Genomic DNA, 23,208 nt, shown 5'->3' on the forward strand with positions numbered 1-23,208 from the left:
CAATGGCAAATTTAGAGAATAATAACGATAACGAAGATAAAAAATCGCTGGCCGAAAACATTGGTGACTCTGTGCAAAAGGGCGTTGAAAACGTACAGGATTCTGTAAAAGAAACCGTAAAAGGCGCAACCAATCTTGCTTCCGATGCGATTAATAATCCCGTAGAAACTGCGGGCGATTTTGTACATCAGGCTGCAAAAGATGTGACCAGTTATACCTGGTGGGCAAAATTATTGCTGATCGTCTTTTGGGTTGCACTTTTTCTTGTGGCCTCATTTTTCGTCATCGTAAGTTTGCCAGCAACCAAAAACTGGGCAGCGCAAAAAGTAATTACAAAACTCAATACGGACTTAAATGCACAAATGTCTTTTGAAAGTGTAGATGTAAGTTATTTCGGAGATATTAATATTCACAACGTCGCAATTAAAGATCACAAAGGCTTCAAGTTTTTAAAAGCGGAAGAGCTTTATGCGGATTCTGACTGGTTTTCTATCATCAGTAATTCCCGGAATTTGCAGTTCCAGTCGCTTTCTCTAAAGAAAATGGATCTGAAAGTCATAACTTATAAGAATGACAGTATTTCAAATTTTGTTCGGTTTGTTGATCTTTTTAATACACCTTCGCCAACCACACCAACAGAGCCTTTTCAGCTAAAATCACGTATATATATCTCCGATTCAAAAGTTTCCATCTTCTCGGAAAATCATGAAAATAAAGAAGATGGTCAATGGTTGAATGCGACTGATGTCAATCTCGTTATTCCCGAACTTCGGGTAAATGGGTCCAATGTTTTTGCGCAAATTAACAATTTACGTTTTGTTGCAGAACGCTGGGGCAAGAAACATGTTGTGGATACCTTTTCTGCCGATTTTTCTCTCACGAAACAATTTCTTTCTCTGAAGGATATGACCTTTAATACCGATCATTCGCTATTGCAGGGAGATTTAAAATTAATATTAAATAAAGGTTCATTTACAGACTTTGCCGACAAAGTCCGATGGGATATGAATCTGCAACAAGGCAGCCAGCTGAGCGGTTATGATATTAGTTATTTTGTCACAGATTGGGATAATTATAAACCATTTAATATTTCCGGTAAGATGACCGGTCCGCTCAACAAGTTTTATCTGGATAACTTTTTGGTGAGAAACCCGACGGTTAACATCAGGACCAAAACGATGAAAGTTTCCAATGTTTTAAAAGGTAATTTTCAGATCGAAACCAATACGCTTTCTACCGATTTCACTTATATCGATTTAAAAGCGATGATGCCGACTTTTATTTCTTCAAAAATGAAAAACTTTGCGGATGATTTCGGACGAATAAAATTCGACGGAGCAGCACGAGTAAATCCAAAACAGGTTTATATTCCCAATGCACGCCTTATCACGGGAATCGGGCAGGCAAAAATTAATAATTTTTATTTGGATGATTACAGTTCGAATATGCCAAAGTATCGTGGTTATGCGGAAGTGAACGACCTCAATACAACGGTAATTACTAAAAATAAAGAAGTAGGTTTAATCAGCGGAAAATTCAATGTTCAAGGTCAAAGTTTCGACGTGAATACGATGACAATCCGTACGAAATCGCAAATTTCTAAAATTGAAATTACCGATAAAGTAGTTCATAATGTGTATTTGGAAGGGCTATTGGATCATAAGAAATACAACGGTATCATCAATGTAAATGATGAGCAGGTAAAAGCTCGAGTTAAGGGACTTATTGATTTCAGTACTTCTAAACTTTATGCAGATGTTAAGGCAAATGTCGAATACCTCAATCTAAACTTTTTTACGGGCGCAAAAGGAACACAGGCTGTAAGTGGAATAGTAGACGGAAAAATTTCGATGACCGATATTAATGATCTTACTTTAGATGCTGATTTATCTGAGGTAAATTTCGCTACAAATACTCAGAAATTTTATATTCCAAATGCGAAGGTAAAAGCCTTTTTCGAAAATGGAAATCGTGTCGTTTCTGTTGATGCGGCTGGCGCTGTGAATGGTAAAATAGCGGGGAAATTTAATTTGGGCGATTTGGCTGGAATGGTCGAAAATGGCTTAGGTAAAATTTTGGTGGGACCGCCACCCCGAAAGATTTATCGTGGTCAGCATTTCACTATGCAGTTTGATGTGCAACAAGATTTGGTGAATTATTTTATGCCTGAACTTCACATTCCAAAAGGCGCGACGGTTGATGGATCTTACGACGGTAACTCTAATAATTTAGTTTTAAATATTGACGCTTCGCAGCTGAAATATCTGATGACTAAAAAAGAAGACATTACCCAAGCTGATCAGGCACTTGCCCGTGCAAATCCCGCTTATAAAATTACAGCAAGAGACAAAGTCTCGCGGGACAGCGCAATGATTGATGAGCTGATGGTGCGCATCAACACCGCTAATCTTGATGAGCAGATTTTTGCTAAAATAAACCGGATTGAATACAATACGAATATTCTGAAAGATATTACGCTTAGTGGTCGCAACGAAAATAACAAGATTTTACATATCGCGGCTAATTTTAAACATGGTACACCAGAAGAAGAAATAAAACAGACCATGAAAGAGTACGCGGTTAATATTAACCAAAGTACCGATGCGGCCGGTGATTTTGTGTTCCGTTTTGAACCTACAATGGTGAAGTTTAATGATGTTGCCTGGACTGTAGATACCGATCCGGCACTAAACCATTCCATCACTTACAGAAAGAAGACGGCTGATTTTCTTATCCAGAATTTACGGGTTTATTCAGATACGAGTGAGCTGTTTTTAGAAAAGTCAATCTTTAAATCCGCAAAAGATTTTTCTGCAGAAGGCGAGGTGAGAAATTTAGATATTTCAAAGGTTTTGGCGCTGATGAAAAATGAAAATACCTTCGATTTAAAAGGTATTGCCAATGGTACTTTTAATATTAAAATGGATAAAAATAATCTCGAACCTTTAATTAATGTTAATATCACTGATATTTTCATGAACGGTAAAGAGATGGGAAAAATTCAAATTGAGACCAAAAACAGCTTAATTCCGAATGTTTTTGATGTAGATGTAAAAGTAGTTTCGGCAAGTGGAAGTTTAATTGGTGACAACGATTTGCATCTTACCGGAACGATCAATAATAATACAGCGTCGCCTTCTCTAGATTTAGTGGCGAAGATGAATGATTTTGATCTTGCTTTTGCTCAGCAGTTTGTCACAGGCATTTTTTCTAATTTACGCGGTAAAGCATTTGGAGATTTGAAGATTAGCGGTCAGCTGAACGATATCGATTACAGTGGTGATATTGCTTTAAAGAAATTTGGGCTAAAACTAGATTTTACGGGTGTTGATTATTCACTCGATGATACAGTTGTTTCCCTTTCCCGCGGTTTGGCGATTTTAAATGATATTGGAATTAGTGATGGTCGTAGCAATTCAGAAGGATCAATCTCCGGTGCGATCCAGTTTGAAACCTTGTCTTCGATGGGGGTCAACTTAGTATTGCGGGCAGATAATCTGATGCTTTTAAATACGACTCAAAAAGACTACGATTTGTTTTGGGGACGTGTTTACGGAACAGGAACACTTTACGTTGATGGTCCTGTTTCCGCCTTAAATATTTCTACACCGGAAATGCGCGCACTCAATAATTCCGTATTTACATTTAACTCGAATTCGACCTCTAATGTTGAAGAATTTAAAATGCTTCGCTTTTTAAAACGAGATGACAATGGTGGAATTACGGTTGAGAAAAAGAAAAAAACCAGCGCCAATATGAATGTTGATTTCAGTTTGGCAGTTGATAAAGGAACAACGGTAAACGTTTTAGTTGGTGATGATATTGGTGATATCAGCGTTCGTGGGACATCTGAAAGATTGCGTTTTATCATGAGCCGAACTGGTGCTATTTCAATGAACGGGAATTATTTCGTGGATAGCGGAACGTTTGTCTCCAAAGCAATTCTTAACCGAACTTTCCATATTACGAAAGGAAGTTCAATCCGTTGGGACGGCGATCCGATTGCACCACAGTTGGATATTGATGCAACTTATTTAAGAACAGTGACCAATGCAGGACAATATTTAAATATGGGAAGTCTGCAACCGATTAATGTTTTGTTGACGACGAAGATTACCCAAACCTTAAATAATCCGAAAATTGTATTGGGAGTTTCCGCGCAAGATGTTTCCTCTAATTTAAAAGAAACGCTCGCTGAAAAGATGAGCAACGAAGATGAAAAAATTATTCAGTTCGGTTCCGTTCTGGTGATGAACAGTTTTAATGTAGGCAATTCTGCCTTTGATATAAATCTGGGAAATACGCTGGAAACTTCTGGATATAATATGCTATTCAAACAGTTGGGTTCTGTATTAAATACCATCAGCAATGAATTTCAGGTTGATTTAAATTATCTAAAAGGTGATGCCGGATCCAATTCCGGTGACCGCGCGAATGCCAGCGTTAGTTTTGCGCTCTCACCTCGTGTTACTGTGAAAACGGGCTTGGGAATTCCGATTTCTAAATCAGAAAATACAGGATCTGATTATCTGTCGGGCGAAGGTATTGTAGAATATGATTGGTCTAAAAATAATGATGGCACCCGATTACTTCGTGCGTACTCTAAACCAACCAATATCGGTCTGAACGGAACTGCTGCCGCAAACGCTGGAGCCAATCAAAGTTACGGGGTCGGAGTCGTGTACAGCAAAAGCTTTAATACTATCTTTAAAAGGAAGAAAAAAGAGAAATCTACTCAGTCTGAAAAAACGAGTGGTAAAACAGAATCCGTGAAAATCGACACAATTAAATAAGGATATACAGGCAAATAATCAATTTTTAGTTAAAATTTATTAATATTTCAATTAATTTTTTCTGTTTCATATTTTTTCGTAAATTTGCAGAACTTTTATAATAGTACTTCTAAAATTATCAATACAAAAATATGAATTATCAACTGGACGAAATAGATAAGAAAATCCTAGATTTCTTAGTGGAAAATACCAGAATGCCTTTTACAGAAATTGCGAAACAAATGGATGTTTCTGCAGGAACAATTCACGTGAGAGTGAAAAAGATGGAAGACGCCGGTATTATTTTAGGTTCTTCACTGAACATCGATTACGGAAAATTGGATTACCATTTTACTGCTTTTATCGGTATTCTTTTAACAAAATCAAACCGTACGCAGGAAGTTTTGAAAGAACTTACGACCATTCCAAATGTTACGGAAGCCAGCGTAATTTCCGGAAAATATAATATTTTCTGTAAAATTCGTGCGAAAAATACAGAGGACGCCAAAAGAATCATTTATCAGATCGATGACATTACGGATGTTATGAGAACTGAAAGTATGATTTCTATGGAAGAATTTCTCTCTGACAAAAACAGATTGATCGAAGCGGTTTCTATCTAATCGCTGATTTTAATCAACAATACCCAAAACTTTTGATTTCTTATCAAAAGTTTTTTTATTTTTACCACTATGAATGATAATTTTGCGGATGAATCTCCGAAAAAAGATGTCGCTTTTATTGCAGCTTTAGGCGCGCTTTTACTTTTTACCTTAATGGGATTTGGGATTGATTTCGATGAATTCTCCCAACATCAGGAAATTAATATTCCATCAACGTATTTCTATTTTATATTTCTGGTCGATGCGCTAATGGTGCTCGCCGTAATCTTTATCTTTTTTTACAGAAAGTTTGCCGTATATTTATTTCCCGCGGTTTTGATTACTCATTTCCTGGCGCACAATTATTTTCTGTCTACCTTTTTGTATACTGATGTTACGAATATGTTTTTGTTTTGTACTTTGGGACTATTCGTAATTATACCAAAATGGCAGTTTTTCAAATAATTAAAATTAAAAACTCATGTTTTCTAAAGCTTGCGAATATGCCATTAAAGCCACCATTTATATTGCACAGAAAAGTCACCAAGGCGGACGTGTAAATGTAAAGGAAGTTGCAAAATCGGTGAATGCGCCAGAAGCATTTACCGCAAAAATTCTGCAACAGCTTTGTCGTGAAAATATTCTGGCTTCTATAAGAGGAAAACAGGGTGGATTTACCTTTGATATCGAGCGGCAGAAAGAAATTAAAATTTATGATGTCGTTCGGCTCATCGATGGTGACGGAATTTTTACCAATTGTGGATTGGGATTGCATAAATGTTCCTCTGAGAATCCGTGCCCAGTTCATGATGACTTCAAGCCTGTGCGCGATAATCTTATTGCCATGACACAGAAATACTCTTTCTATGACTTGGCGCTCCGTACAGAAAATGGACTTGCATGGCTTAAATAACTACCTAAATATTTAATGAAATTCAAACTTTAAAAAAGAAATAAAAAACTTTTAATTTTAAATAAGATAAATTTGTCCGAATTAAAAATATTGTTTACATTTGTACCATAATATTAAACAAGACATCATGTTAACGAAAGAACAAACGATTGGCGAAATGGTTGCACAAGATTTCAGAGCAGCTCAAGTTTTTAGAAAATATAAAATAGATTTTTGCTGTAAAGGAAACAGAACCATTGATGAAGCCTGTGAAAATAAAAAATTTCAGGCAGAAGATATTTATAATGATTTGCAAAAAATTTCAGCAGAAAAATCAGGTGATATTGATTTTAATTCTTGGCCCCTGGATTTACTCGCAGATTATGTTGAAAAAACGCATCACCGCTATGTAGAAGAAAATTCCACAGTACTCGTTCAGTATTTGAATAAATTATGTAAGGTTCACGGCGACAGACATCCTGAATTGTTTGAAATTAAAAGCATATTTACAGAAATCTCCGGAGAACTTGCAGCACACATGAAGAAAGAAGAATTGATACTTTTCCCTTTCATCAAAAGAATGGTTAACGCCAAAGAAAAAGGAGAGGAATTAGTTACGCCACATTTTGGAACTGTAGAAAGTCCTGTTGCGATGATGAAACATGAGCATACCGTTGTCGGCGATCTGTTTGTGAAGATTGAAAACTTAACCAATAACTATCAGTTCCCCGATGATGCATGTGGAACTTATCAGGTGACCTATAAAATGCTTGAAGATTTCGAAAAAGATCTGCATACACATATTCACTTAGAAAACAATATACTTTTCCCGAAAGCGATCGCTTTGGAAAAAACCTTCTAACTAAATTTTCTGTTTTTTTTCTGAAATCCATTTCATATTTTTTGAAGTGGATTTCTTTTTTTAAGGAGAAGTTTTAGAACTTAAGTAGAAATCGTAGGTGTATACGTTGTAAGGCAGAATCAGTTTTGCGACGATATAAGAAATAAAACAACACGCCAAAATAGGAAGAAATAATTGATAGCCGCTGGGAAGAAGATTACAGATCAAAACCACCGAAGTAAAAGGCGCATACAAAGACGCAGACAAAGTTGCCGCTGCACCAATAAGCGCAAAATTTACGGGGATTAAATCAGTATTGAAATAGGTGTTTCCGAGGAACGCAACCATTAATCCAAGAAAAGCACCTGCAACAATGCTTGGCGCAAATACACCACCGTCGCCACCCGCTCCTAAAGTTAGAGAGGCGGCGAGCGGTTTCAAAATAGATACCGCCAAGAGAAAAAATAACGAAATACTGGGCACGACCAGAGGTTTACTGAGAATTTCCCGCAAACCGTGATAACTATCTCCATATAAAGTAGGGAAAAAATAAATCATTGTTCCCACTGCAATTGCTCCCAGATTTACGCGGATAAAATTATTTGAAATATTGCTGAATAATTTTTTCATTCGGGTAACCAAAAGCGTGAAATAGACCGATAGCGTGCCACCCAAAATACTTAAGATGATAAAGCAGGGAATTGCAGCGTACGTCCAATCCTGTACCGGGCGATGAAGAATTGTTTCCGAATCGAATAGTTCTATAAAACCCCAACTCATCAACGCGGATGCAGTACAGGAAATAATAAGCGATTTTCGCATTTTTCGTGCGATAACTTCCAGTGCAAACAGCCATCCAGCCAAAGGACTTGTGAATAATATGGCGACTCCGGCGACCACTCCAGCACAAATTAATTCCCGTTTGTACATTCGCGCCGAAAACTCTTTTTCGTAGGCGTAATTCCCAATTGTGGCGGTCGCAACAACGGTAGAAACTTCAACACCTGTGGAGCCACCAAAAATTACGGTGAGAAAACCATTAATAAAGTGAGAGGGAATTTTGAAGAGCGGCAAATGGTCTTTCCGCTGATCCAGCGTTTTATAAATTTCTGTAATTCCTTTATTTCGCCGGTTTTGAAAAACATATTTTCGTAGGAAATAGATAGCGGTAATTCCTATGGTCGGCAACAGAATAAAAGCTGGAGTGTACCAGTTACTGACAGTTTTAAAGAGAAGATGCTCAAAATATTCTGTCAAATGCTTTAGGGTAAAAGCCAATAAAGCACTGCTTAAACCAACCAGGAGGGAAGCGGCAATTAATTTAAAATAGTGCTGGGAAACGATTTTATTTCTTTCCAAAGGAATTTTCTTTAAGATGTTGCAAACGAAAGATGATTTCTTAAATCTTACTTAAACAGTAAACTAGAAAATACTTTCTGCGAAATGCAAATTTAATAAAAGTTTAGAAATTCATTTAGGACACGCGTAACTTATTATCAATCCTCATTATTTCAAAATCATTAATAAACTTCCGACACTGATAATCACCCATAAAACTACTGCAAGAAATAAGGGTTTCCAACTGATGGTTTTTAAAGTTTGAATAGAGATTGTAGAACCGATAAAAAATAAGGTCAAATTCAATCCTGATTTTGCAACGGTTGTTGCGATTTTACTGAAGCCGTCGAAAATAGGAAAATAGGTGTGAAGCAAAATGGCAATTACAAAATATAAGATAAACCACGGGATTTTTACTTTTGCACCTTTTGTTTTGAAAAACACCATCGTTAAAAGTGACATTGGAATAATCCACAAAGCCCGAGAAAGTTTTACCGTTGTAGCAACTTTTAAAGCGATATCACCATATTTATTGGCGGCACCGACAACAGAACTTGTGTCGTGAATTCCGATGGCGCACCACAATCCAAACTGTTCCTGGGTCATGTTCAACAAATGACCGACGGGCGGATAAATAAATAAAGCAACAGAATTTAGAGTGAAAACGATGGCCAAAGCCAGAGAAATTTGTTTCGTGCTTGGTTTGATGATTGGAGTTACGGCAGCAATGGCGCTCCCACCACAAATCGCTGTACCAACAGAGATTAAGTAGGATAGAGGTCTTTCTATTTTCAGAAATTTTCCAAGGAAATAACCGAGAATCATCACCGTTGTGATACTCATAATTGTTAAAGTTATTCCTTCTTTTCCTGCTTTTAAAGCTTCACTTAACTGCAAACCGAAACCCAAACCAACGATGGAGATTTGTAATAAAAGGTGAATATATTTGTGAACTTTTTGCTCGTAAGGATTTCCGATAATAATAGTGAACGCGATTCCTAAAGCCAAAGCAACAGGTGAAGATGCAAAAGGAGAAACACAAAAAATAACCAGGAGGAAAAAATGTATTTTTTGGAAAAGGTCTTTTGATAAGGTAGTTTGCATGTTGATGAATTTATTTTGAGGGTACAAATTTCGGTTATTTGTTATTCAAAATATAATTACAATTTGTTCTTGGGTATAACTATTAGTTATAATTAATGAATTTCATAAAAAGATCGATAAGGTCAGAATGTTCTCCTTTTAAAGTAATAAAGTGAAAATTTCTTTCAATACTAAAGTTTTTAATGTCGATTACGCTGAGTTGATTATTTTTTAGTTCCTGTAAAACAGTGCTGATGGATAAAAAAGCCAGCGCTTCCGAATGAAGTAAATAATTTTTAATGCTTTCACTGCTGCCCAATTGCATGATGATATTCAATTTCTGAACATCAATTCTGGATTTTTTTAATTGATTTTGAATAAATTCCTGCGTGCCTGAACCTTGCTCTCTTACAATCAAATCGATATCATAAAGATCTTTTATTTTAAAATTTTTAATCGCCAAAGGATGTTCGGCTTTACAAACCAAAACAATTTCATCCCGTTTAAATTTTTGATATTCGAAGTAAGAAGACTTCGATTCGCCTACTACAATACCCAAATCGATTTCGCCTTTCTTCAAAAGATTAGAGATGTCTTCGGAATTTTTCGTAATTAATTCAATGCTTATTTCTTTGTGGGAAGAATTAAACTGGGCCAGGATTTCGGGTAAAATATATTGCGCAATCGTTGTACTGGCGCCGATTTTTCAACTTTCCTTTTTCCTGTTTGTTTAGTTGGGAAAGTTCGAATTCCAGATCGCGATACAGATTTCGAATTTTTTCCGCGTAAACCAGTAAAATTTTTCCACTTTCGGTGAGTTGAATGGTCGTTCCGTTCCGGTTGAATAATTTGGTGTTCAACTGATTCTCAATTTCCTTGATATGTTTGGTGACTGCAGGTTGAGAGATGCTGAGTTCATTCGCTGCTTTGGTAAAACTCAAACGATTGGCAAAGGTGTGAAAGACTTTTAGGCGGTAATCGAACATTGTACAAACGTAGATTCATGATTTTTATTCTTTGGTCAAAGCCGAACCTTTGTGCGCCGCAATATGATCGGTTTTGCTGCTTTTAATTTCGTATTGCGGATCGTCTTCTTTGGCGTGATGAGTATAGCCTTTGTAATCGAAATCCTTCGTGTGAACTTTTATAATTGTTCCAGAAACTCTTCCCGCTTCAGAATTCCAACTTACTTTATCGCCAACTTTAAATTTTGTTTTCATGATATATTTTTAAAATGGTTGTTGAACTTTGTCAAATCGAAGATTCGGCGGGGCAAAAGTTAACATCTTGACCATGTTATATTTAAAATCCTTTTGAGAACCTTGTCAAGGTTCCAAACCTTGACAATGTTAATGCGGATCTTCTTCCGCAGAATAAAAAACCTGATCTCCCACAACTTTCGCCGGCGCAGTATATGGATGTTCCGTTGCTTTGCCCAGCGCCATAATATGCAGAACTTCCCAGCCTTTCGCTTTGAAATAATCCGAAACCATGGAACGGTGACACCGCCACCAAACCGCTTCCGAACACATCATCGCTGTAGGTTTTTCCAATGCATACTTTGAGAGTTCTGTAGCACCATCTGCAAATGATTCAGTTTCCATATAATCTGCATAACCTTGAAAAGATTTATTTCGCCAGGTCGTATTTTTTGAATCTGGAGCAACTTTTCTTCTGCCACCTAAATCTTCGATATAAACATACTCGATTCCGTTTTCTTCTAAAGATTTTTTCAAAGCATCCTGATCGAATTGCGGAAATTTCCGGGAACCAGGCAACCGTCGAATGTCTGCCAAAACTTTAATACTAAATGAATTCAACATTTCCAGAAATTCCCCAATCGTTCTGGTAGAATGACCGATGGTGTAAATGGTGAGTTTTTCTGGTAAGATCATTTTAAATATTATAAATAATTCTCTTTTCTATTATCAAAATTAGAAATTTTAAATCGCAATCTTATTCGTAAAACTGAAATTTTATTTTTTACTTAAATGTAATTCTCTTTTTTTAGAAACTTGTCAAGATTTCAAATCTTGTGAATTTTAAAGTAAGAGTCAATCAAGATCCCACTGAAACTTAAAACAGGAAGCTACTATTTTTAAGTTTTCATAGCAAACACCATCCCTAAATTGACATTATATAAAAGCTTGAAACAATCCAAGAATTGATATCCATCCACAGCTGTCGCACGAATCCTTTCGTGCGGTCATTATTAAAAATCAAAGATTAATAGAGTAGTATAAAAATTTTGTGTTCAATAAACCACACGATACAATCGTGCGGCAGCGAAGGAGAAAATCTTTTTAAAATTAGTTGACCGCGATTGATCGAACGAATATTTCAAAGTTTTCTTCTTTTTTATTACCAATCATTAACTGCATTTCCACCACATTTTCTCCATTATAGTTCGGGACGTTTACAACTTCGCCTCTGTAAGTGGCATGCATCGATTTAAATGGAATCGTGATAGTTTCCCAATCTCCGTTATTGTTTGTTGAAAATGTAGAAGCATAAGAATGTCTGCCTTTCGGGGTTCTTACCCTAAAATTGTAATCTTTGCCGTCTCCCTTTAAATTTAGTATAAAAGCATCAGATTCTTCCTTAATGATAAAAGGCTCTTTCTCGGAAGTTTGATGAATCGAGCAGAAACCGCCGTTATTTTCCAGGGACACGCGGCCGGTAAAAAGTGCGTAATTTTCGTCAGTCATTTTTAGTTGACTTTCAGATCTCCCACCCATCACCACATCATTTTGTATCCGCCATTTTCCTTTGCCCTGTTTTGTGAAATCATAAAGCATCTGGCTGTTTTTTTCGGATTTCGCTGCAGTTTTATTGGTCGTTTCGTCAGCTGGATTTTTATTTGAATTTGACATACAGGAAATTGTTAAAAGTGATAGAATGATTAGGAGTCGCATTTTGCTTTTATTGAATCTAAAAATACAAAATATAAAAGAATTTTTTTGATGGGTTTTTAGTTTATTCACGTCTACAGGCGCGGATTTTATTCTTTGGCTTTTTACACAGTGAAATAGGAAAAAAATTTGATGATTATTTTTTATTAAACGTTTGTAATTAATTTTATAGAAAACGGCGAAGAATAGTGGTTACGGCTTGTAAATTCGCGCCATCGAGTATTTTCTAGATCAGAAAGTCTTCGAATATCTGCTAAAATTTTAATTTCGAATGAAAAGGACGATTGCAGAAATTCTTCGATTGTTTTGGTGGAATGACCGACGGTGTAATTGGTTTGTTTATTTGTTTCTGACATTCGCTCATGTATTGAGAGAATATAATAACAAACTAAATCTAAAACAATTATCGATTGCCTGACTTTGCTTTAAAGCTAAAAAGGACAACTTTTACATTTTGATCACTTAAGACAATTAAATTTCTGATAAAACTTTTAATGGAAACTTTTAAAGAATAAGTGCTTTTAATTGTAGGAGGAATATCCAGAATCCACGTGATTATTGTAGTGTTTGGAAATTTCTCTTTCAAAAAATTGTAATCATTAACATCCGAGGAGATGTAATCGATCTTTCCTGAATTTATTAATTTATTAATAATAGTAGACTCGATAATGAACTCCTCCTCTTTCATATTTGCGATATCGGGAGGTAAATAATAAGATACTTTGAAACCTTTTTTAACATATGCGTCGAGAAAAATAGGTTTCCTGGATTCAACAATTATATTTTTATTATTTATATTTAATTTTTTAACTATCGAATCTAATTTGATTGAAGATTGGTGGTAATTAGATTCATTCAAATTTTTGAAATCTAGCCAGAGACCGAAATTATTGTATTCTTTTTTAGATTTCAAAAAATCAAATAATTTTAAATTAATTGATTCCGCAGGTGGATGATTGACATCAAAACTATTGTTTAAATCGTTAAAAACAAGATCAAGCTCTACTCCTGAGAATAAATCACGAGCTTCTTCGTATTTCTCAATACTATTAACTCTATGAGCCCATATTTTAGAAGAAAAGAAAAACTTGAAGAAATAAATTTGAAAATTTAAAATTAGAAAGCAGAGAAACATAAAAATTATTACTGATAACAATTTTATTTTATTATTTTTTACTATTGAATAAAATGTCATAATCTATATTCTTTTTTTTTGATATTTTCCTCTGTTTAAAAACAAAATTTTTATTAACTAGACTTTTCGTAGAATCAAATTCTTTAAAAGATAAACTTGAGAGATCACTTAAGGTATATAATAAATTATCAGTTACATATTTACGGTCCGTGTCAAAGATAAATTTATTTTCTTCCATTTTAAATTTTTCTGAACGCCAAAGAATAAATGGTATGTCATACATCGGTTTGGTGCCTTTTTCATTTGAATGACTAGACATATCAATCGTTTCGTAAACATCTTCACCATGATCAGAAAAGTATAACACATACGATTTTGACTTTGTTTTTTCAACTTCCTTAATTATTTCACTTATGATAAAATCATTATATAAGATCGCATTATCATAATTATTTATGGCTTCGTACGCGTTGCGATGATTAAATTTGGTTACAGGTTGTGATATATATTTTTGAAAAGAGGCAGGATACCTATTCTCGTATTCACCATGGGTTCCCATAAGGTGAATAATAACTAGTTTTTTATTATTCTCCTGTTTTAATATATCTTTTAAAGGATCTAAGACCTTATTATCTAATGACTTATCTGTTGTGTTAACAAATATTTGTTCATCGCAATTTTTTGACAATATTGTCGTAGTGGTTTCAAAAATACCCATTGGCATCTGATTAGATAGCCAATACGTTTTAAAACCAGCCTTGTTAAATAGTTGAATTACTGATCCGTCAAATTTTCTATCTGGAAATTCTTGCGAGGCTAAAGTCAAAACTTTTTCTAAAGAGGAAATAGTATTTGTGTGGGGTGAAATAATATCCTTAAAGATAATCAAGTTCTCTTTTATTTTATACAGGACGGGATTATTTTCTCTATAATAACCATATAGTTGCATATGATGTCTGGTGGTAGACTCACCGATAATTAAAACCGAAATTTCATCTTTGCTACTACTGTTATATCTTACTTGAGAAAAATCTCCTCCAAATTTATCTTCTGTAACTTCATTAAACATTTTTTTATCGTGCTGATAATTACTTAGGGCCGTATAAAATAAATGAGGGAATGTATTTGCTCTTATGTTGTTATTTATGAGTAAACCAAAAATTATTAATAAGGCAGAAAAACTATATTTTAATTTTATTTTGCTGTTTGAATTGTATACTTTTAAAAAAACACTAATAAATGCGGCTACCATTAATACTATAAAGATGACTGTTATGGTAAAGTCAATATACATTGATAAAAACTCAGTTGTTTCGCTGGTGTTTGATTCAAAAATAATAAAGAAAGTAGATGACATAATATCATCATTAAAAAGATAGAAGTGCGTGATCTGAATAAACATTACAATATTAAAAAAAATAACACCTATTGACTCTAAGAATAGATTTAATTTTCTGTTCGTAAAAAGATTGGCGGCAAAAATAATTATTAAGGCTAAAATAATATTTCCAAATATTTTATTAAAATCAAGATCATTAATTTTAAAAATAATTAACAAGAGGATAGGAAACCAAAATCCTATCCTCAGAAGTATAATCTTAAAAATTTTATTATTAAATAATGGTGATTGCAGTAGTTTCAAGCGTTCATAGTTTTTGCGTTAAAATCCAAATTTTAAATTTTTAAATGCTAAAAGTGGTCTAAGTAGTTAAACCTTTTGAGACGATTTAGATATATGTTTTAATAAATTTTAATCACAAATGATTGCGTCTTTTGTGTATCATAAATGTATTAAATTATTCCCAAACTAAAATAATTAATTTTTTCTCGAAAAGAATTCATCAGTTTTTAAGTGTAAAAAAAATCCACTGAATTAATCAGTGGATTGGTCTTTTATCTAGAAGCGAAGCGATCTATCATCTCTTCGTCTTTTTGAAATTATCTCTTCATAATTCTCTTCACAGCTGCCTGTACCGCGTCAGAATCAATTCTATATTTTTTCATTAATTCTGCTGGGGTTGCAGATTCTCCGAAAGTGTCATTTACGGCTACGAATTCTTGGATAGTTGGTCTTTTTCTGGACAACATTCCGGCTACGGATTCTCCTAAACCACCGATGTAGTTGTGTTCTTCGGCAGTTACGATTCTTCCTGTTTTTTCTACCGATTTTAAGATAATTTCTTCGTCTAAAGGTTTGATCGTGTGAATGTTGATGACTTCACAAGAGATTCCTTCTTTCTCTAAAGCATCTGCAGCCAATAAAGATTCCCAAACTAAATGTCCGGTTGCTACGATGGTGACGTCGGTTCCTTCCTGAAGCATAATTCCTTTTCCGATTTCGAAAGGCATATCTTCCGGAATGAATACTGGAACAACTGGTCGTCCGAATCTTAAATAAACCGGTCCTTCGAAATCTGCGATGGCAAGAGTTGCTGCTTTGGTTTGGTTATAATCACAAGTGTTGATTACGGTCATTCCCGGAAGCATTTTCATCATTCCGATGTCTTCTAAAACCTGGTGTGTTGCGCCATCTTCACCCAAAGTTAATCCTGCGTGAGAGGCACAAATTTTTACGTTTTTATTGGAGTAAGCGATCGACTGACGAATCTGGTCATAAACTCTGGACGTAGAGAAGTTGGCGAAAGTTCCCGTGAACGGAATTTTTCCGTTGATGGTTAAGCCGGCTGCGATTCCCATCATATTGGCTTCTGCAATCCCGACCTGGAAAAAACGTTCTGGTGCTTTTTCAATGAATTTCTCCATCTTCAAAGATCCGATAAGGTCGGCACAAAGTGCTACGACATTTGGGTTTTTATCTGCCAATTCTGCTAATCCAGCGCCGAATCCGCTTCTGGTATCTTTTTGTTCTGTGTATGTATATTTCATGAGGATTTTACATTTTTTTTAATGGACTCATGGAACCTTGCGGTTTCATGACTTTTTTAGTGTTTTGGTTTCTCGAATTACTTCGAATTTTGATTGATGTTCCGTAATTAAATTACTAAAATTTTTTTAACGCAAAGGGCGCAAGGTTTTTTTATAAATATGTTTTTAATTACGTTCGCAAAGGCGTTTGACTTCGTCGAATCTTCGATTTCACTTAGCAAAGTTCTCAAAGAGTTTTATTTATTGCGAACCATTATAATTACTTTTTAATAAGGAGTTTTCTAATCTTAAATAATCTGCAGCCCGGCCTGAGTGGAGCTCTTTTTAATTGGTGGCTGAGCTTGTCGAAGCCAGCAATTAAAAAAGCGGGAACGGAGGACGGAAATGTCTGCCATAAATCTCACTGCATTAGACATTCGACGTAGTCAAATGTCTGCCCAAATTATTTTAGTAATCAGCCGGCGCTTCTAAATACAATTGTTTGAAAGCGTTATCCAGTTGCTCATCGCTAGGCGCTTTTCCGTGCCATGCGTGAGTTCCCATCATAAAATCTACACCATGTCCCATTTCGGTATGCAATAGAATACACACGGGTTTTCCCTGACCGGTTTCTGCTTTTGCTCTTTCCAGAATCGCGATTACGGCTTCTAAATCGTTTCCGTTTTTCTCGTTTAAAACGGTCCAGCCAAACGCTTCCATTTTAGCATGTAGGTTTCCTAAATCTAAAACATCATCGGTGTCGCCATCAATCTGACGTCCGTTGTAGTCAATGGTTGTAATTAAATTATCTACCTTTTTAGCAGCGGCAAACATAAATGCTTCCCAGTTTTGACCTTCCTGCAACTCGCCATCGCCTTGTAAAACATAGACCAAGCTTTCATCACCGTCTAATTTTTTACCTAAAGCGGCACCAATTGCAACCGACAATCCTTGACCCAAAGAACCTGAAGCGACTCTGATCCCCGGAAGATCGTCATGCGTGGTTGGATGTCCCTGCAATCTGGTTCCCAATTTTCTGAACGTTGCCAATTCTGCAACGGGGAAAAAATCGAATCTTGCTAAAGTGGAGTAGAATACGGGCGAAATGTGTCCGTTGGAAAGAAAGAAAAGATCTTCGTTTTTTCCTTCCATGGTGAAAGGACGTTTGTAGTTCATCACTTTCCCGTACAATGCGGTGAAGTATTCGGTACAGCCCAAACTTCCGCCGGGATGACCGGAATTCACGGCGTGAACCATTCTCAAAATGTCTCTTCTAATTTGTGTGGTCAGAGATTTCAGCTCTTCAATCGATTTACTCATTATATAGATTTATTTGGACGCGAATTTACAAATTTTTGATGGGTTTGGGAAATGAAAAAATCCGGCCTTTTGCGCCGGATTTTTGTTTTTAATTTAAATATTTAGCAGCCTTCATTGAAATAAATCATGACTTCGACCATGATATTGTCAACCAGTTTGAAGGAGAGTTCGGTACGCGCGTCCAGATCGCCGAGTTTAAAATAACTTGTTGTTTTGGATGGGCCCTTTTCGTTCCAGTCTTGATTCACAGAAAAATTCGCGTAATCTTTGTATGCGTTTATCAGTTCGTTTCTGGAGCTACCGACACCCATTCCACTTTTGGTTCGGAATTTTTTACTTTTTGTGCTTAAGACTTGAATCGTTTCCGTGTTTGCCTGATTTTCTCCGGCATAACCTTCATAGGCAGTAATGTCGACTTTTTCTCCATAATAATTTACCTGATTTCGCTGTTCATAATTGTCAGTTTTCTGGAATTTACTTTTCGACAATTTTTCCGCATCTTCTTTTTTCATAAAGATCTTGTACTCGCCAATTCTGAGCGTGGAGAGTTCGAAATTTTGGGCGAAAATGAAGGTTGAGAACAGAAACAGGATTAGGATCGCAATATTTTTAATAGTCTTGGTTTGGTTTTAGTTGCCTTGCTAAATTATGATTTTTGAGGGTCTTAAGGATCGAAAAAAATGTGGATCTTTAGCGAGAATTATTTGTTTTCTCAGAACCTTGTCAAGGTTTTAAACCTTGACAAGGTTAATTCAGTCTGTATTACAAAATTTAAGATTGACTTCAATTTATAGTGAACATCAATGACTTATGTTTCTATAAAAATAGAAAAATCGGTTGAAATATCAACCGATTTAAAATATTTAGTTTTCAATAATTTCTATTTCTTCCGAATCAACCACAACCCAATAAAAGTCAGCAAACCATTAATAATAATTAATTCTACGCCGATTTTATAATCGCTGTTGTGCGTCACAAAATAATTGATTAGCCAAGTTAAAACCGGCGAAACTAAAGTCACAGCCAGAATTCCGTATTTTTTAACAATCTGATATTTCGTTAAAATCCCAAAAGCAAAAAGTCCCAACAGTGGTCCGTACGTGTAGCCCGCAATTTCCATGATCAAATACACGATCGACTTATCATTGATGGCTTTGAAAACCATGATCAACACAAAGAAAATAACGGTGAAAATCAAGTGGATGGTCATTCTGGTTTTCTTCTTTTGCTTTTCTGTTTTCTCTTTATTTTCGTTCATGTTTAATAAATCAACACAGTATGAACTGGTAACTGCAGTCAACGCGCCGTCCGCAGAAGGGAAAAGCGCCGATATTAAACCGATAATAAAAATGACGGAAATAAAGAGTGGAAAGTAGCCTTGCAGTGAAAGTGCGGGAAACAAATCATCTCCCATTATATTATTAATTACTCCTGTTGAAGCATCTTTAAAACCAAAAGCATTGGTAACACTTTCCTGTCCGTTCACAACGTTTACAATCTCGCCATAAACCGCCCCATTTTCCATGGAGAAAAGATACAGTAGTCCACCCAAAAATAAGAAAGCAAGATTCACGATTAATAAGGTTACGGCGAAAGTCAGCATGTTCTTTTTCGAATTATGCAGATTGTCAACCGAAATGTTTTTCTGCATCATTTCCTGATCCAAACCTGTCATGGCAATGGTAATAAACATTCCACCCAAAATTGTTTTCAGGAAAAATGTTTTCGAATTGACATCAAAATTGATAAAATGCGTGTAATCTTTTTCGGCAAGAACAGTGTATGCTTCGCCCGCCGAAAGATTCAATTGCGATAAGATAAAGACGATACAACCGATTAAACTGATGATCATAAAGGAAGTTTGCAGCGTATCGGTAATTACAATGGTTTTCACACCACCTTCAAAAGTATAGAGCAAAACCATAATTAAAATCACTGCAGCGGTTACCCAAAAAGGAATCCCTAAACCTTCTAAAAGGAAGATCTGCAAAACATTTACCACCAAAAATAATCTTGCTGTTGCTCCGATTGAGCGGGAAATAATAAAAAATATAGAGCCAATTTTATGCGCTTCTACATTAAATCGCCGTCCGAGATAAGTATAAATCGACGTCAGGTTCATTTTGTAATAAAGCGGTAAAAGCACGAAGGCCACAATAAAGTAGCCAATAAAAAATCCAATAACGAGCATATAATATTCAAAGCCACCAAAGGCATAATCGCCGGAAGTCATCTTCCCGACCGTTCCTGGCACCGAAATAAACGTCACGCCACTCAAACTCGTCCCAATCATCCCGAAAGCCACCAACCACCATTTACTTTTTTTGTTTCCGATGAAAAAAGACTGGTTATCCGCATTCCTGCTCGTAATATAGGAGATCACTAAAAGCCCGATAAAATAGGCGAAAACAAATAAGAGTAAAATAGTTCCTGTGTTCATTTTTGAAAAATTATGAGCAAATATAGTTTTTTTTGGTAGGATTTAGGCGCCTGTTTGCCTACATCGAATAGGAAATTTTTATTTTCTGGAGCGCCTGTTTACGCCTTTCGTTCCCCCAGATTTTACATCGTGATCCACTCATACCAGAATGTGGTTCGCCGATTCAAATAAAAAAAATAAAAAAGTAGTGAGGCAAGTCGGAGCTCAGATTTTCGCTTCTTTCTTAGTGTTTCAACATAACAAAACCTTTCAGTATTTCCTGAAAGGTTGATTTTATAAATACAGATTCCAAAAGTTAAAAAGAAGGTCTTTTTGCTTCTTTTATAATGAGCTTATGCAATTTGGAAAACAGTTTATCAAGTAATATTACGCTAAAACATCTTGAAATTCCGGTGTTTTATCAATCGTTTTCTTCGCATACGAACAGCTGGGAATTACTTTGTAATTGTTTTTTCTGGCATATTCTACAGCTGCCTTTACGAGTTCTTTTCCCAAACCTTTGCCCCCAAATTCTTCATCAACTTCGGTGTGAATTATTTCAATCGTAGAGTCATCTGTTTTTTGGAAATTTAATAATCCTGCTTTTTTACCGTCTTCTGAAATTTCGAAATTATTTTCGTTTTGTTTTATTTCTGTCATATTTTTTATTTTTTAATTAATTTACTTTCGATTCACAATTTTATCTCAATTCGATCTTTAATGTATTTACTAGTTTTTCTCGTAAACATCATTATAACTCGCATCATTTTCGAATACATCTTTCGCAAAACTACAGGTTGCACTTATCTTTTTCTGATGGTCTCTTGCATATTTTACAGCGGTATTCAACAAGTCGGTGGCGTACCCTTTGTCTTCAAATTCTTTCTTCACTTCAGTACTGAAGATGTTAAATTTTGATTCATTTAACCAGTAATATTGCATTTTTCCAATTTCTTCTCCATCTTCTGTTAAAGTCCATCTGCCATTTAACTCTTTTTCGGTTCTTTCAATATTTGCCATAATTCTATAATTTTTTAGATTAATTAATGTTGGTTTTAGATTCGGATAATTTTCTAAAGATTGTTATTCTTAAAATATAAAGTTAGAAAAATTATTATTGATGAGAAAAAAACGCAGTTACGATTGCGCAAAAACGTCGAAAAAATAAATCATTTGGATTTGTTTATTGTCAATTTAAATATTCAAATATTTAAAATTTATTCACACAGCTGTCTTTTTAAATGAGAGAACTAAAGGATAAACTCGTGTCTTAAGAAGCATTTATTTGCTGGTTTTTTTGTAATATTCATCTTATTTAATGAAAAGTGGAAAGATTTAAAAAAAAACCTTTCCACTTCTAATAACTGTTAGTTAATACTACATTGATTTCGTCGGCGTCCACTGATCGTATGGCGTCATATCAAAACTATTGACTTCATCCATACTTAGTCCTAAAGCTTTTGCCACACCTTGTCCGTATTCCGGATCGGCTTGGTAGCAATTTCTAATGTGACGGACCTGAACAAATTTTTCAGCTCCACCAACATTTGCTGCGGTATTGTTAAAGAGTTGCTCTTCTTTTCCATCCGCTTTAATAATGCGGAATAAATCTCCTGGTTGGGTGAAATAATCATCGTCATCATCTCTGAAATTATGCGCGTAAGCATCGCCCGATAATTCTAAAGGAGGTTCTTTCGCAGAAGGTTGTTCCTGCCATTCACCGTAACTGTTTGGTTCGTAATGGAGTTTTCCGCCATAATTTCCATCCACGCGCATTTGCCCGTCCCGATGGTAAGCGTTGTAAGGACATCTCGGTTTATTTACAGGGATTTGATAATGATTAACACCCAATCGGTACCGTTGTGCATCACCGTAGGAGAACAATCTTCCCTGTAACATTTTGTCTGGTGAAAAGCCAATTCCCGGAACAATATTCGTTGGATTAAATGCGGCCTGTTCTACATCAGCAAAATAATTCTCTGCATTTTTATTCAGTTCAAATTCGCCTACTTCAATTAATGGAAAATCTTTTTTAGACCAAACTTTCGTTAAATCAAACGGATGAAAACGGTATGTTTTCGCTTCTTCTTCCGTCATAATCTGAACAAACATTTTCCATTTCGGGAAGTTGCCGTTTTCTATATTATCAAATAAATCACGTTGAGCAGATTCCCGATCCATTCCTACTAATTTGCTGGCTTCTTCGTCGGTTAAATTTTCAATTCCCTGTTGTGTTCTGAAATGGAATTTTACCCAATGGCGAACATTATTATCATTAATGAAACTGTACGTATGACTTCCAAAACCGTGCATGTGGCGATACCCATTTGGTAATCCTCGGTCACTCATTACAATGGTCACCTGATGTAAAGATTCTGGTAATAAAGTCCAGAAATCCCAGTTGTTCTGAGCGCTCCGCATATTTGTTTTAGGATCGCGCTTAACAGCGTGATTCAGATCTGGAAATTTCATTGGATCGCGGAAAAAGAAAACTGGTGTGTTATTTCCGACCATGTCCCAAATTCCTTCGTCGGTATAAAATTTTAAAGCAAAACCACGAATATCTCTTTCTGCATCGGCAGCGCCTCTTTCTCCAGCAACAGTTGAAAACCTCGCGAACATTTCTGTTTGCTTTCCTATTTCACTAAAAATATCGGCTTTGGTATATTGCGAAATATCATGCGTCACTGTGAAAGTTCCAAAAGCGCCAGAGCCCTTTGCGTGCATTCTCCGTTCCGGGATAACTTCTCGGTCGAAGTTCGCCATTTTTTCTAAAAACCAGTAATCCTGCATTAACATCGGACCTCTTGGTCCTGCAGTCTGGGTATTTTGATTATCCGGAACCGGTGCTCCAGTTTGTCTTGTCAGTTTTTTCTTTTCTTCCATGATCGAAATTATTTTTTTTGATGTATTAAAGTTAGGAATTAAAACTGACTCTTATTATTTATTCTGTCTAAAACGCTCATATGTTTTAAATCAAAGGACAAATAATTATGAATTTGATAATAAACTAAGGGTAAAAATTGGGA

General features: G+C 35.6%; 22 protein-coding genes. 5 read left to right on the forward strand and 17 right to left on the reverse strand.

Going from position 1 to position 23,208, the window contains the following annotated elements:
* The first annotated feature begins 2 nt into the window (after positions 1-2).
* The 5 genes from LC814_RS12190 to ric all read left to right on the forward strand — a co-directional run bounded on the left by LC814_RS12190 (position 3) and on the right by ric (position 7,128).
* Complete coding sequence (locus LC814_RS12190) at positions 3-4,793, forward strand: translocation/assembly module TamB domain-containing protein (protein ID WP_226064242.1); 4,791 nt, start codon at positions 3-5, stop codon at positions 4,791-4,793.
* Positions 4,794-4,924: 131 nt separating this feature from the next.
* The gene (locus LC814_RS12195) at positions 4,925-5,395 is read left to right on the forward strand and encodes an Lrp/AsnC family transcriptional regulator (RefSeq protein WP_226064244.1); all 471 of its coding nucleotides are present in this window, start codon (positions 4,925-4,927) and stop codon (positions 5,393-5,395) included.
* A gap of 69 nt (positions 5,396-5,464) precedes the next feature.
* Positions 5,465-5,839: a hypothetical protein gene (locus tag LC814_RS12200; protein WP_226064246.1), complete on the forward strand. Its 375-nt coding sequence runs from the start codon at positions 5,465-5,467 to the stop codon at positions 5,837-5,839.
* 16 nt (positions 5,840-5,855) lie between these two features.
* A complete protein-coding gene (locus LC814_RS12205) occupies positions 5,856-6,287 on the forward strand; it encodes an RrF2 family transcriptional regulator (RefSeq protein WP_226064248.1) in 432 nt (143 codons plus the stop codon).
* 127 nt (positions 6,288-6,414) lie between these two features.
* The gene (ric, locus tag LC814_RS12210) at positions 6,415-7,128 is read left to right on the forward strand and encodes an iron-sulfur cluster repair di-iron protein (protein WP_226064249.1); all 714 of its coding nucleotides are present in this window, start codon (positions 6,415-6,417) and stop codon (positions 7,126-7,128) included.
* A gap of 60 nt (positions 7,129-7,188) precedes the next feature.
* Here ric and LC814_RS12215 read toward each other — a convergent pair whose 3' ends face one another.
* The 17 genes from LC814_RS12215 to LC814_RS12295 all read right to left on the reverse strand — a co-directional run bounded on the left by LC814_RS12215 (position 7,189) and on the right by LC814_RS12295 (position 23,065).
* A complete protein-coding gene (locus LC814_RS12215; RefSeq protein WP_226064250.1) occupies positions 7,189-8,466 on the reverse strand; it encodes a chloride channel protein in 1,278 nt (425 codons plus the stop codon).
* 147 nt (positions 8,467-8,613) lie between these two features.
* Complete coding sequence (locus LC814_RS12220; protein WP_226064251.1) at positions 8,614-9,549, reverse strand: YeiH family protein; 936 nt, start codon at positions 9,547-9,549, stop codon at positions 8,614-8,616.
* 82 nt (positions 9,550-9,631) lie between these two features.
* Positions 9,632-10,231, reverse strand: a complete 600-nt coding sequence (locus LC814_RS12225) for a LysR substrate-binding domain-containing protein (RefSeq protein WP_226065827.1) — start codon at positions 10,229-10,231, stop codon at positions 9,632-9,634.
* Positions 10,173-10,514, reverse strand: coding sequence for a LysR family transcriptional regulator (locus LC814_RS12230; RefSeq protein ID WP_226064252.1), 342 nt, complete (start codon positions 10,512-10,514; stop codon positions 10,173-10,175). Before LC814_RS12230 ends, LC814_RS12225 begins: the two co-directional genes overlap by 59 nt.
* A gap of 24 nt (positions 10,515-10,538) precedes the next feature.
* A complete protein-coding gene (locus tag LC814_RS12235) occupies positions 10,539-10,748 on the reverse strand; it encodes a hypervirulence associated TUDOR domain-containing protein (RefSeq protein WP_226064253.1) in 210 nt (69 codons plus the stop codon).
* A gap of 129 nt (positions 10,749-10,877) precedes the next feature.
* Positions 10,878-11,423 carry a DUF488 domain-containing protein gene (locus tag LC814_RS12240; protein ID WP_226064254.1) on the reverse strand — a complete coding sequence of 182 codons (546 nt, stop codon included), beginning with the start codon at positions 11,421-11,423 and terminating at the stop codon, positions 10,878-10,880.
* A 414-nt stretch (positions 11,424-11,837) separates the two neighbouring features.
* Entirely contained in the window at positions 11,838-12,401 is a 564-nt protein-coding gene (locus LC814_RS12245) for a CIA30 family protein (protein ID WP_226064255.1), read from the reverse strand.
* Between the two features lie 185 nt (positions 12,402-12,586).
* Complete coding sequence (locus LC814_RS12250; RefSeq protein WP_226064256.1) at positions 12,587-12,796, reverse strand: hypothetical protein; 210 nt, start codon at positions 12,794-12,796, stop codon at positions 12,587-12,589.
* A gap of 47 nt (positions 12,797-12,843) precedes the next feature.
* Positions 12,844-13,635 carry an FAM151 family protein gene (locus tag LC814_RS12255; RefSeq protein WP_226064257.1) on the reverse strand — a complete coding sequence of 264 codons (792 nt, stop codon included), beginning with the start codon at positions 13,633-13,635 and terminating at the stop codon, positions 12,844-12,846.
* The gene (locus LC814_RS12260) at positions 13,607-15,217 is read right to left on the reverse strand and encodes a sulfatase-like hydrolase/transferase (protein ID WP_226064259.1); all 1,611 of its coding nucleotides are present in this window, start codon (positions 15,215-15,217) and stop codon (positions 13,607-13,609) included. The genes LC814_RS12255 and LC814_RS12260 overlap by 29 nt, the downstream gene beginning before the upstream one ends.
* A 296-nt stretch (positions 15,218-15,513) precedes the next feature.
* Positions 15,514-16,461 carry a transketolase family protein gene (locus LC814_RS12265; RefSeq protein WP_226064261.1) on the reverse strand — a complete coding sequence of 316 codons (948 nt, stop codon included), beginning with the start codon at positions 16,459-16,461 and terminating at the stop codon, positions 15,514-15,516.
* 447 nt (positions 16,462-16,908) lie between these two features.
* Positions 16,909-17,760 (reverse strand): transketolase, encoded by an 852-nt coding sequence (locus LC814_RS12270; RefSeq protein WP_226064263.1) that lies wholly within the window; start codon positions 17,758-17,760, stop codon positions 16,909-16,911.
* A 101-nt stretch (positions 17,761-17,861) separates the two neighbouring features.
* Positions 17,862-18,272, reverse strand: coding sequence for a hypothetical protein (locus LC814_RS12275; protein WP_226064264.1), 411 nt, complete (start codon positions 18,270-18,272; stop codon positions 17,862-17,864).
* A 368-nt stretch (positions 18,273-18,640) separates the two neighbouring features.
* A complete protein-coding gene (locus tag LC814_RS12280) occupies positions 18,641-20,200 on the reverse strand; it encodes a sodium:solute symporter (RefSeq protein ID WP_226064265.1) in 1,560 nt (519 codons plus the stop codon).
* 366 nt (positions 20,201-20,566) lie between these two features.
* A complete protein-coding gene (locus LC814_RS12285; RefSeq protein WP_226064266.1) occupies positions 20,567-20,839 on the reverse strand; it encodes a GNAT family N-acetyltransferase in 273 nt (90 codons plus the stop codon).
* Positions 20,840-20,908: 69 nt separating this feature from the next.
* A complete protein-coding gene (locus LC814_RS12290) occupies positions 20,909-21,199 on the reverse strand; it encodes a GNAT family N-acetyltransferase (RefSeq protein WP_226064267.1) in 291 nt (96 codons plus the stop codon).
* Positions 21,200-21,556: 357 nt separating this feature from the next.
* Entirely contained in the window at positions 21,557-23,065 is a 1,509-nt protein-coding gene (locus tag LC814_RS12295; protein WP_226064268.1) for a catalase, read from the reverse strand.
* Positions 23,066-23,208: the final 143 nt, after the last annotated feature.

It is taken from the genome of Kaistella polysaccharea, assembly GCF_020410745.1.
Taxonomy (GTDB): Bacteria; Bacteroidota; Bacteroidia; order Flavobacteriales; family Weeksellaceae; genus Kaistella; species Kaistella polysaccharea.

What these genes read in the sequence shown, in the direction of transcription:
- LC814_RS12190 (WP_226064242.1), top strand. Translation starts at nt 3, where the DNA reads ATGGCAAATTTAGAGAATAATAACGATAACGAAGATAAAAAATCGCTG.
- LC814_RS12195 (WP_226064244.1), top strand. Translation starts at nt 4,925, where the DNA reads ATGAATTATCAACTGGACGAAATAGATAAGAAAATCCTAGATTTCTTA.
- LC814_RS12200 (WP_226064246.1), top strand. Translation starts at nt 5,465, where the DNA reads ATGAATGATAATTTTGCGGATGAATCTCCGAAAAAAGATGTCGCTTTT.
- LC814_RS12205 (WP_226064248.1), top strand. Translation starts at nt 5,856, where the DNA reads ATGTTTTCTAAAGCTTGCGAATATGCCATTAAAGCCACCATTTATATT.
- ric (WP_226064249.1), top strand. Translation starts at nt 6,415, where the DNA reads ATGTTAACGAAAGAACAAACGATTGGCGAAATGGTTGCACAAGATTTC.
- LC814_RS12220 (WP_226064251.1), bottom strand. Translation starts at nt 9,549, where the DNA reads ATGCAAACTACCTTATCAAAAGACCTTTTCCAAAAAATACATTTTTTC.
- LC814_RS12230 (WP_226064252.1), bottom strand. Translation starts at nt 10,514, where the DNA reads ATGTTCGATTACCGCCTAAAAGTCTTTCACACCTTTGCCAATCGTTTG.
- LC814_RS12235 (WP_226064253.1), bottom strand. Translation starts at nt 10,748, where the DNA reads ATGAAAACAAAATTTAAAGTTGGCGATAAAGTAAGTTGGAATTCTGAA.
- LC814_RS12240 (WP_226064254.1), bottom strand. Translation starts at nt 11,423, where the DNA reads ATGATCTTACCAGAAAAACTCACCATTTACACCATCGGTCATTCTACC.
- LC814_RS12245 (WP_226064255.1), bottom strand. Translation starts at nt 12,401, where the DNA reads ATGTCAAATTCAAATAAAAATCCAGCTGACGAAACGACCAATAAAACT.
- LC814_RS12250 (WP_226064256.1), bottom strand. Translation starts at nt 12,796, where the DNA reads ATGTCAGAAACAAATAAACAAACCAATTACACCGTCGGTCATTCCACC.
- LC814_RS12255 (WP_226064257.1), bottom strand. Translation starts at nt 13,635, where the DNA reads ATGACATTTTATTCAATAGTAAAAAATAATAAAATAAAATTGTTATCA.
- LC814_RS12265 (WP_226064261.1), bottom strand. Translation starts at nt 16,461, where the DNA reads ATGAAATATACATACACAGAACAAAAAGATACCAGAAGCGGATTCGGC.
- LC814_RS12270 (WP_226064263.1), bottom strand. Translation starts at nt 17,760, where the DNA reads ATGAGTAAATCGATTGAAGAGCTGAAATCTCTGACCACACAAATTAGA.
- LC814_RS12275 (WP_226064264.1), bottom strand. Translation starts at nt 18,272, where the DNA reads ATGAAAAAAGAAGATGCGGAAAAATTGTCGAAAAGTAAATTCCAGAAA.
- LC814_RS12280 (WP_226064265.1), bottom strand. Translation starts at nt 20,200, where the DNA reads ATGAACACAGGAACTATTTTACTCTTATTTGTTTTCGCCTATTTTATC.
- LC814_RS12285 (WP_226064266.1), bottom strand. Translation starts at nt 20,839, where the DNA reads ATGACAGAAATAAAACAAAACGAAAATAATTTCGAAATTTCAGAAGAC.
- LC814_RS12290 (WP_226064267.1), bottom strand. Translation starts at nt 21,199, where the DNA reads ATGGCAAATATTGAAAGAACCGAAAAAGAGTTAAATGGCAGATGGACT.
- LC814_RS12295 (WP_226064268.1), bottom strand. Translation starts at nt 23,065, where the DNA reads ATGGAAGAAAAGAAAAAACTGACAAGACAAACTGGAGCACCGGTTCCG.